The 9,618-nt window shown below is 39.4% G+C and carries 8 protein-coding genes, 11 tRNA genes and 1 rRNA gene; 1 reads left to right on the top strand and 19 read right to left on the bottom strand.

From position 1 onward, the window contains the following. The 13 genes from ACE38V_RS11290 to ACE38V_RS11230 form a co-directional block, all read right to left on the bottom strand. Window positions 1-346 (bottom strand): 16S ribosomal RNA (locus tag ACE38V_RS11290); the annotation flags it as partial. Window positions 347-427: 81 nt separating this feature from the next. Next, window positions 428-501: transfer RNA gene (locus ACE38V_RS11285), tRNA-Gly, on the bottom strand. A 17-nt stretch (window positions 502-518) separates the two neighbouring features. Then, window positions 519-595 (bottom strand) — tRNA-Pro (locus ACE38V_RS11280). A gap of 8 nt (window positions 596-603) precedes the next feature. Then, a tRNA-Arg gene (locus ACE38V_RS11275) sits at window positions 604-680 on the bottom strand. A gap of 54 nt (window positions 681-734) precedes the next feature. Next, a tRNA-Leu gene (locus ACE38V_RS11270) sits at window positions 735-821 on the bottom strand. A gap of 61 nt (window positions 822-882) precedes the next feature. Continuing rightward, window positions 883-967, bottom strand: a tRNA-Leu gene (locus ACE38V_RS11265). Between the two features lie 12 nt (window positions 968-979). After that, window positions 980-1,055 (bottom strand) — tRNA-Lys (locus ACE38V_RS11260). 10 nt (window positions 1,056-1,065) lie between these two features. Continuing rightward, a tRNA-Gln gene (locus ACE38V_RS11255) sits at window positions 1,066-1,140 on the bottom strand. 212 nt (window positions 1,141-1,352) lie between these two features. Further along, window positions 1,353-1,429 (bottom strand) — tRNA-Asp (locus tag ACE38V_RS11250). A 16-nt stretch (window positions 1,430-1,445) separates the two neighbouring features. Further along, a tRNA-Glu gene (locus ACE38V_RS11245) sits at window positions 1,446-1,517 on the bottom strand. A 13-nt stretch (window positions 1,518-1,530) separates the two neighbouring features. Next, window positions 1,531-1,621 (bottom strand) — tRNA-Ser (locus ACE38V_RS11240). A gap of 3 nt (window positions 1,622-1,624) precedes the next feature. Continuing rightward, window positions 1,625-1,699, bottom strand: a tRNA-Asn gene (locus tag ACE38V_RS11235). 272 nt (window positions 1,700-1,971) lie between these two features. Then, on the bottom strand, window positions 1,972-2,439 hold the full coding sequence (locus tag ACE38V_RS11230; protein WP_375841345.1) for a SprT family protein: 468 nt from the start codon (window positions 2,437-2,439) through the stop codon (window positions 1,972-1,974). A gap of 457 nt (window positions 2,440-2,896) precedes the next feature. Between ACE38V_RS11230 and cmpA the strand changes: the two genes are divergently transcribed. Further along, window positions 2,897-3,019, top strand: a complete 123-nt coding sequence (gene cmpA / locus ACE38V_RS11225) for a cortex morphogenetic protein CmpA (protein WP_375841344.1) — start codon at window positions 2,897-2,899, stop codon at window positions 3,017-3,019. A 191-nt stretch (window positions 3,020-3,210) separates the two neighbouring features. Here cmpA and ACE38V_RS11220 read toward each other — a convergent pair whose 3' ends face one another. The 6 genes from ACE38V_RS11220 to acpS all read right to left on the bottom strand — a co-directional run bounded on the left by ACE38V_RS11220 (window position 3,211) and on the right by acpS (window position 9,575). Continuing rightward, a complete protein-coding gene (locus ACE38V_RS11220; RefSeq protein ID WP_375841351.1) occupies window positions 3,211-5,349 on the bottom strand; it encodes a Tex family protein in 2,139 nt (712 codons plus the stop codon). Between the two features lie 352 nt (window positions 5,350-5,701). Next, complete coding sequence (ndoA, locus tag ACE38V_RS11215; RefSeq protein WP_075980482.1) at window positions 5,702-6,052, bottom strand: type II toxin-antitoxin system endoribonuclease NdoA; 351 nt, start codon at window positions 6,050-6,052, stop codon at window positions 5,702-5,704. A gap of 4 nt (window positions 6,053-6,056) precedes the next feature. After that, complete coding sequence (locus ACE38V_RS11210; protein WP_375841343.1) at window positions 6,057-6,338, bottom strand: CopG family ribbon-helix-helix protein; 282 nt, start codon at window positions 6,336-6,338, stop codon at window positions 6,057-6,059. A 307-nt stretch (window positions 6,339-6,645) separates the two neighbouring features. Beyond that, complete coding sequence (gene alr / locus ACE38V_RS11205) at window positions 6,646-7,809, bottom strand: alanine racemase (RefSeq protein WP_375841342.1); 1,164 nt, start codon at window positions 7,807-7,809, stop codon at window positions 6,646-6,648. Window positions 7,810-8,012: 203 nt separating this feature from the next. Next, window positions 8,013-9,023 (bottom strand): LolA family protein, encoded by a 1,011-nt coding sequence (locus ACE38V_RS11200; RefSeq protein ID WP_375841341.1) that lies wholly within the window; start codon window positions 9,021-9,023, stop codon window positions 8,013-8,015. Window positions 9,024-9,221: 198 nt separating this feature from the next. Further along, entirely contained in the window at window positions 9,222-9,575 is a 354-nt protein-coding gene (gene acpS, locus ACE38V_RS11195) for a holo-ACP synthase (RefSeq protein ID WP_375841340.1), read from the bottom strand. Window positions 9,576-9,618 lie beyond the last annotated feature (43 nt).

Below are 9,618 nucleotides of genomic sequence, written 5' to 3'. Positions count from 1 at the left end.
AGTCTGGGCCGTGTCTCAGTCCCAGTGTGGCCGATCACCCTCTCAGGTCGGCTACGCATCGTTGCCTTGGTGAGCCGTTACCTCACCAACTAGCTAATGCGCCGCGGGCCCATCTGTAAGTGATAGCAAAAGCCATCTTTCAGCTTTCCTGCATGAGCAGGAAAGAATTATCCGGTATTAGCATCGGTTTCCCGATGTTATCCCAGTCTTACAGGCAGGTTGCCCACGTGTTACTCACCCGTCCGCCGCTAACTTTTGGGAGCAAGCTCCCGCAAGTTCGCTCGACTTGCATGTATTAGGCACGCCGCCAGCGTTCGTCCTGAGCCAGGATCAAACTCTCCGAAAAAGAGTAAGATTAGCTCTTAATTTTTAAAATAGAATTAACGTTGACGTATGGTTTGTTTAGTTTTCAAAGAGCAATAATTATTGGAGCGGGTGATGGGAATCGAACCCACGACAACAGCTTGGAAGGCTGTAGTTTTACCACTAAACTACACCCGCGAATCATTAAATTATTCTGGTCGGGAAGACAGGATTCGAACCTGCGACCCCTTGGTCCCAAACCAAGTGCTCTACCAAGCTGAGCTACTTCCCGATTATTCATGGCGCGCCCAGTAGGAGTCGAACCCGCAACCTTCTGATCCGTAGTCAGACGCTCTATCCAATTGAGCTATGGGCGCTTAATGCAACTTTTATATAATATCATATCTAGTCGTTTATGTCAACAACTTTTTTGGTGCGGCCGAGAGGACTTGAACCTCCACGGGTTATTCACCCACTAGGCCCTCAACCTAGCGCGTCTGCCATTCCGCCACGACCGCCTATTGAACTAGCAAATACTATTTTAACACTTCATAGCATTTAAAATCAACTGGAAAGTCTTGGTGCGGGTGAAGGGAGTCGAACCCCCACGCCTTGCGGCGCCAGATCCTAAGTCTGGTGCGTCTGCCAATTCCGCCACACCCGCATTAAAAAAATATGGTGAGCCATGAAGGACTCGAACCTTCGACCCTCTGATTAAAAGTCAGATGCTCTACCTACTGAGCTAATGGCTCAAAAATATGATGGCTGGGCTAGCAGGATTCGAACCTACGCATGACGGAGTCAAAGTCCGTTGCCTTACCGCTTGGCTATAGCCCATTGAATAAACACCACGAAGCACTTCTTCGATTAAGCTCCAAGAATATGCACCGCAGACATATTTAAGTACAAATGAATATGCTGCTTTGAGATGCTCCTGTAGTTAAATATGTCGACATTCCCTTAATATAACCACACAATCAACTGATTAAAAATCGAACGCCTCTATATATTTCAACTTCACAAACAAAATTATTCACACTACTTAAAAATGGCGGTCCGGACGGGACTCGAACCCGCGACCTCCTGCGTGACAGGCAGGCATTCTAACCAACTGAACTACCGGACCAACTAATTTATACAAATGACCCGTATGGGAATCGAACCCATGTTACCGCCGTGAAAGGGCGGTGTCTTAACCGCTTGACCAACGGGCCAATAAAATTCATATGGCGGAGAAGGAGGGATTTGAACCCTCGCGCCGGTTACCCGACCTACACCCTTAGCAGGGGCGCCTCTTCAGCCTCTTGAGTACTTCCCCATATGGCTCCGCAGGTAGGATTCGAACCTACGACCGTTCGGTTAACAGCCGAATGCTCTACCACTGAGCTACTGCGGAATAACTAGTACACTTTCCTAAACTTTGATTAACTTTGCCGAATGTCCTCATCTCAGGAAGCCTATCCAAGTAGTGGCTCGATGAGTACAACTCGAAGCATATTCATTGAAGAATCGCTCGTTGCTCTACCACTGAGCTACTGCGGAATAATCTAAACTCGTCTTGTCGACTCTTTATATTATAGTTAGCACCCTATAAAAAGTCAACATACTTTTTTGAGATGATTTCTTTCCCTCCACTAAAATAATTTAATCCACCTAATACCTCTCTTTTTAACTACCTTCAATCACCTTCTTGAGTTTCCCTCCACATCTTCCACATACATATCTCTTAGTATTAATTGACCTTTTACGCTTATATAATTGATTACAACTCTTACAGGCATAAATATAAAGTTTCATAGAGGATTTCCTTTTAGGGCGATTAGGAAGTGTAGCACAATGTCGAGGAGCATCTACCTCTTTAAGCAATTGTTTAAAATCAGCATCACCATGTTTATATCCCCCGCCCTCTAAGTGAAGATGATAATGGCACAGCTCATGCTTGATAATGCCAATTAATTCATTCTTTCCTAACTGTTCAAGATATTTCTTATTAATTTCAATGTTATGGCTAGTTAAAAGATATCGTCCTCCTGTCGTTTGCAATCGAGAATTAAAAGAAGCCTGATGATTAAATGACCTTTGAAAATACCGAAGTGATAAATTCTCAACTAATTCTTGTAGCTCCCGATCATCCATTTCTTCTTCAAACCTCCATATGCCAATCAAGCATTTCTTAAAGCATTATTGATTGCTATCAAAAACCTCTCAAGTCCTGAGCAAAAATGATTCAACCCTTGAAAAAATTTGACTATAATCGCAAACCTATCTAACAAACAGGGAACATGACAACCTATTATAACATACATTTAATATACAATTACTCCACTTGAACTGAACAGCCAATCGTTTTCTTGATGAGCTCCATCTGTATTTCATTTTGGATAAATACGAAAGTTATAGGCTTAGTTCACGAACGCATTGTTTGTCTCACTTATACATGTTCATTTATGCCATATTGAAGATAATTCGGGATTTTGCCAACCGACATTCATTTCCTGCCTACTCACTAGGCTAAGCCCTTCCAATTCCTTAAGATGGGAGTCTTCTGCATGGAAATGATAAACACATCATCATTCATAGGAGGTTTTGAGATATGCCGATATGGTTTCAAAACCAAATACAACGGGCTTTTTATGAAAAAAATCGTTATCAAATTAAATTATTAAACCAATGCTGGTTTTTTTACAAAAAGAAAACAATTGACTCCGAACTCTAGTTCTCTTAGTTCTAAATTCCATTTATTATTAATTCCTTTGTTAATTATATATATGAACCTTCATGCACTATGAACATTTAGCTTTAATTTACTAAAAGGCTTTTCTCCTCCTCAATAAAATTGGCATGAGCTCCCATTATGAGCTCACGCCTAATTTCATTCCTTATTTAAAGCTACGCTTCTTGGCCTGTTTACTTATTTGGAGCTAGCATCGTTAAAGACACTCTGCCCTTATTCACATCAACTGAGTCGACCCAAACCGTAACAACATCCCCCACAGACACGATATCAAGTGGGTGCTTAACAAATTTATTGCTTAGCTTTGATATATGCACTAATCCATCTTGTTTGACACCGATGTCAACAAACGCTCCAAAGTCTACTACATTTCGTACGGTTCCTTGGAGTTCCATTCCTGATTTCAAATCCTCCAGTTTTAGGACATCCTTCTTCAATAATGGTCTTGGTAAATTATCCCTCGGATCTCGTTCAGGCCTCATCAATGCATCTATAATGTCCTTTAAAGTTAATTCGCCAATACCTAACTCCCTGGACCTTTCTTTCACATCCATTTTAGCTAATGCTTCCCGTAGTTCTGTACCACCTAAATCACTAGTTGAAAAACCTAGACTAGATAATAAGGTTTTAACCTCTTTATAGTTTTCAGGATGGATACCTGTCCGATCTAATGGCTCATTTCCATCAAGAACTCTTAAAAAACCAATCGCTTGTTCATAGGTTTTTGCTCCAAGACGCGGAATTTTCTTAAGCTGTTCACGCTTGGTAAATTTCCCTTCTTCTTCTCTCTTTTTGACAATGTTATTCGCAACCGACTTGGATAAACCAGATACATATTGAAGCAAAGATGACGAAGCTGTATTTACATTTACACCAACCTGGTTAACAGCGGTCTCGACAACAAAGGTTAAGGATTCAGATAATCTTTTTTGTGAGACATCATGTTGATATTGCCCAACACCCACTGATTTCGGATCAATTTTCACTAACTCTGCCAAAGGGTCCTGCAATCGTCTTGCAATGGAAGCTGCACTTCTTTCCTCAACATGCAAATCAGGGAATTCTTCTCTCGCTAGTTCAGATGCAGAATACACACTCGCACCAGCCTCGTTCACGATTATATAATAAATTTCTTCCTTTTGTTCTTTTAGAATATCCGCAACGAATTTCTCTGTTTCTCGGGAAGCTGTTCCATTCCCAATCGCAACCATTTCTACTTTATAGGCCTTTAATATTTCCTCAAATTTCACCTTGGCTTCCTTTGCCTTTGAAACAGGCGGATGAGGATAGATGACATCAATTCGAAGGACCTTACCTGTTTCATCTACAACCGCTAATTTACATCCTGTCCGATATGCAGGGTCTACACCAAGAACAACCTTTCCTTTCAATGGAGGTTGCAAAAGGAGATTCCGTAAATTCTCTGAAAAGATGTGAATAGCCTGTTCCTCCGCTTTTTCTGTTAATTCATTGCGAATCTCTCTCTCAATAGATGGTTGAATTAAACGTTTATACCCATCTTCTATAGCTTCAAAAACAGCCTTCGCAGCAATGGAGTTTGCCTTACTAATCCATTTCTTTTGTAAATAATTTAAGATAAAATCCGTATTGGGCTTAAGAGAAACCTTTAAGATATCCTCTTTTTCCCCACGATTAAGGGCAAGAATTCGGTGAGGAACGATCTTCTGAACCGGCTCTCCGTATTGATAATACATTTCGTATACTTGCTTTTCATCTAGTTCCTTATTTTTTACCTCTGATTCGATCGTACCCGTTTTAAAGGTTTCATTTCTTATCCATTTGCGGCAATCTGCATCATCCGAAACGATCTCAGCAATAATGTCCTTTGCGCCATTAATGGCCTCTTCTGTGGAATTCACTTCTTTTTCTTCCGAAATAAATTCCTCTGCTTTTTCTTCTAATGTGCCTGTATGGGGGAAAGTCAGCATCCATTCGGCTAATGGTTCTAAGCCCTTCTCTTTTGCAATAATCGCTTTCGTTCTTCGTTTTTGCTTATAAGGGCGATATAAATCCTCCACTTCTTGAAGCTTCAAGGCCTTTTCAATGCTTATTCTTAATTCATCTGTTAGCTTTCCTTGCTCCTCAATAAGACGGATAACCTCCGACTTTCTTTGTTCGAGATTTTGTATGTATTGCCATCTTTCCATAATATTACGGATTTGTACCTCATCAAGCGCTCCCGTTTGCTCTTTACGGTAGCGGGCAATGAATGGAACCGTATTTCCATCTTCAAGTAATGTAATCACACTTTTCACTTGTTTAACTGAGAGGGATTGCTCTGATGCAATCATATGGAGTAATGATTCTTTATTTTCAATTAATAGTTCCAATGGTCAGTCCTCCAACAAATTATTTTCAAGAGTCATACTATATATTGTAACAAATCCAACTCGCCGTTGCACAAATGGACCCACCACTTCACAAATAAAGAAAGCCCGTCGATTATCTCCCTGCTGTCAATCTATACTTTTTACAGCACAAAAAAACTCGCCATAATTGGCGAGCATTGAGGCAGAAAACAAGGCAAATTTCGTTTTACACATTAGGGCAAAAATCAGGAAATCACCATGTTTATGGAAATTTTCCCAAATTATTCTACCCTAATGTATAAAAAAACGCTCTTTTTTAAGAGCGTACCTATAATCAAAATTCGATGAGACCTAAACTAATCTGCAAGGCATCATCCACTTTTTCCATCATTTCGTCATCGAGATGAGTAATCTTATCGGTTAAGCGTTGTTTGTCAATTGTACGAATTTGTTCTAACAGAATGACCGAATCTCGTTCAAAACCGTATCGTTTCGCATCAATTTCAACATGAGTAGGCAGCTTTGCTTTCTGTATTTGAGCGGTTATTGCTGCAACTATTACGGTGGGACTAAACCGATTCCCGATATCGTTTTGGATGACAAGCACCGGACGAACACCGCCTTGTTCAGAACCAACAACTGGGGATAGGTCAGCAAAATAAACGTCACCACGTTTGACAATCAAAGGATTATCCCCCGCTTACTAGACGTTCAACTGTGTTTTCTGCCTCAAATTCTGCTTGAAATGCTTCAGAAGCAATCGTTAAATTGATTTTCGCCATTTCCATATAACCACGCCTCATGGATTCGCGAATTTGTCTCTTTTTCCGGTCGCGCAAATACATTTTTGTTGCTTGATAAATGAATTCACTTCTGTTTCCATTTTCTTGTTTTACAAAACCATCTAATTCGGTTAAAAGATGTTGCGGTAACTTCACTAATATCTCTGTTGTTGCGCTAGACTCAGACACAAACATACACCTCCACCATCACTACACACCATTTAATCCCGCATATACAGTCAGTCCTATACTATTCGTTTCCTAAGACCATATATACCGAATTTATCAAGCCATAAAAGGCTGTAAACCAAAAAAACACAGTTCGATTCTTCTACCAATTTTAATATTAACATCAATTGCTATGAATGCAAAGACTAATCGATAATTCTTCTGTATTATCAACCAAAAAAATACCCTTTTATGCATTTTTACGCAAAGAAATCTTAAATATGATTTTTCTTTTTTTATTAAAATCAAAATTTATGAATCGATTACTTTAATAATACAAAATAGAATTCTTCATATCCACCATTTTCCCAAATTTCTTATATATTCTTGGAACTCGATTGGAAATGATGCATGGCACTTCATAGTTAATGGTCTCTAAGCGGGTAGCGACATCATTAATCGAAATGAATTGGTCCTTTTGTTTTCCAATTAAAGTGACGGTTGTCCCTACTGGAACCTCGTATGGAAGCTTGATCATACATTGATCCATGCAGATTCTCCCAACGATAGGAACCTTGATTCCATCCACTAATACAAATTGTCCTTGAAGTTTGCGGATCCATCCATCAGCATATCCAATTGGAATCGTCCCTATCCATTCTTCCTCTGGGGTTTCGTATGTTGCCCCATAGCTTACCTTTTCACCCTTTTCTAATTTTTTTACGTGAATCAGTTTAGAGTGTAAAGAAAAGGCCTCTTTTAAAGGGAAAGGAATTTCCGGCTCCATTTCCATGGAAGGGGTTAATCCGTACATCGCAATTCCCAATCGTACAGCATTAAAGTGCGCCTCCTGACTTCTTAGAGTAGCCGCACTATTGCTGGCATGGATTAAAACAGGTTTTTCCTTCATGGATTCAACCATCGTATTAAATTGCTTTAATTGCTGATGATAATAAGTTCGGTCCATTTCATCTGCGGTCGCAAAATGAGTGAAAACCCCTTCAATCTCGAAACGCCCATCTGCCATCATGATTTCTTCAACCTTTTGCAACTCAGCCGGAGTCTTAACCCCAATTCTCCCCATACCTGTATCAATTTTGATATGAACCTTTAACGGCACATCTTTATTCAGATAGTGCATTGCATCATAAAGCCAATCCTCTTGAAATACCGTTAATGTAATTTGCTGCTCTGCTGCAATTGAAACGTCTTGAGCCCGACTTGCACCTAGAACGAGGATCGGTGCATTTATTCCTTTTTTCCTTAAGGCAATCGCTTCATCTAGAAAAGCAACCGCTAAATAAGAAGCACCCGATTCCAATGCGACTTCTGCTATTTGTGCATCTCCATGTCCATATGCATTCGCTTTGACGATTGCAATAAATTTAGTATCTTGATTGAGTAGTTTCTTAGTTTCTTCTAAATTAGCTGCTATAGCATCGAGATCAACTTCTACCCATGTATCCCTGAAAAAGAGGGCTTGTTCTTCCACTTTTTATCCACTTCCTTATGTTCCGTTCAATTTTTACATGTATATTATTGAACCTCCGTATTCTCAATTTGTCAAATGGAATTGGATAATTTAATCTGCCAAATCATGTAAAATACTGGTCATTCACGATTAGAATATAACAAATAAATAGCCGAATAAAAGAGGCTCAAGTCCTTCCCGAGCCTCTTTCATTCGTTATCAGATTATTTTTCAGCGGTTCCTTGTACAGAGCGTGCAAGCATAATCATTTCTTCATCTGTTAAATTCTTTGAAGCTAGTGTGTATTCGACTCCTTCATGTGTCCATGTAATTCGGTTATCTGAAAGAGCCCCAATTGTAAAGCCTAAATCAACTGGTTCACCTTGCACTGGTGTCACATAAGCTTGTGCCGTAGCAACCTCCGCTTTTTCTTCAACAAGTGTAAAAGATTTATCTCCCTCATAAGTGAGAATATAGCGTTTGCCATCCTCTATATCAATTTCCTTCTCTCCCACTAAGCTTACTCCAGGTATTTCAGCAGTTGGAATTTTGACGCTAAATTCTTTTTCATTTACATCTGCCATAACCGGAACTTGTAATTGTGCAGCAGTCATGTTCTTTTGAATATCAAAATCCTTTTTATCAAAATCTGCATCAAATTTTACATTGGAGAATTTTACTGTTAGAAGAACGTTGCGATCAGGATCCATCACTTTCACACTGACTGGTGCAAAAGTCTTTTTATTTAACTTAATCTCTTGATATGGGAGCATTTTATGATTTTGATAACGAGTTTTTGTTTCAAATACATAATGATCCTTTGTTGCTGTGAACTTTGCCTCCTTATCCTCGATAATATCCTGTACCAAAGATTCGTATAAATAGGCTTGGCTGCTGTTTTCCGGCCAATCACTTTGAAAACGGAAACTCTTATTTAGAGCAGGAGTTAATACGAAGACCCCATCATCATTTTTTAGGAGCATTTGACTTTGATCCTTTTTGCTATTCTTTAAATTTACACGATAGTAGTATGGATCCTTATGCCATATTTCTACATTGTAAGTTTGTGGTTCTGTTCCCATCTGCAAGGTCATGGTTGCCTTTGCTTTATAGCCTTTTAAATCATCTAATTTGCCATCAAGCTTCTTAACAACGTCATCCTGTGATTTAGTACCACAAGCAGACAATGCGACAACAACCAATAGCCCGGCGAGAAGCATTAAAAACTTTTTCATTCTTCCTTCAGCCCCTTTTGTCTCATTTCATGCTTTTCATGAAGGAGAGAAAAAGATTTTAGTTAGACTTAAATGGGTTTGATTCATCCATTTTAAAGTTACAGGATTCGTTTTCCCGCCGTCTAGCCTTGTCTCTCCTAGTGCACTATGAATATATGAGACAACCTAAAGGAATATGCTCAACAATAGTGACAAGCTTTAATTTTTTTCAATCACAACCTGTGCAATAGCAAATTCTTTACTGTGAGAAATAGAGAGGTGAACCCCCTTCTTTAATGGTTTTGCCACATATACTCTTCCACTTTCCTCCTTAGCGATTTCAATATCTAAAAAGGATAGATGGCCACCGATACCTGTTCCGTATGCCTTTGAAAAAGCTTCCTTAGCTGCAAATCGGCCAGCCAAGAATTCCACTTTTCTTCTCGCAGTTAGTTGCTCAAATTGCATTCGCTCATTGTTTGTTAAAATTCGGTCCACAAATCTTTTCTGCCTTTCCATGAATTGCTGAATCCGATCAAGCTCAACAATATCTATTCCTATTCCTGTAATCACTCTACATCTTCCTTCTATTTAATTCATCTCAAGCATACAATAA

Source organism: Cytobacillus sp. Hz8 (genome assembly GCF_042263505.1).
Lineage (GTDB): Bacteria > Bacillota > Bacilli > Bacillales > Cytobacillaceae > Bacillus_BE.
This window is presented reverse-complemented; position numbering and strand designations above follow the sequence as displayed.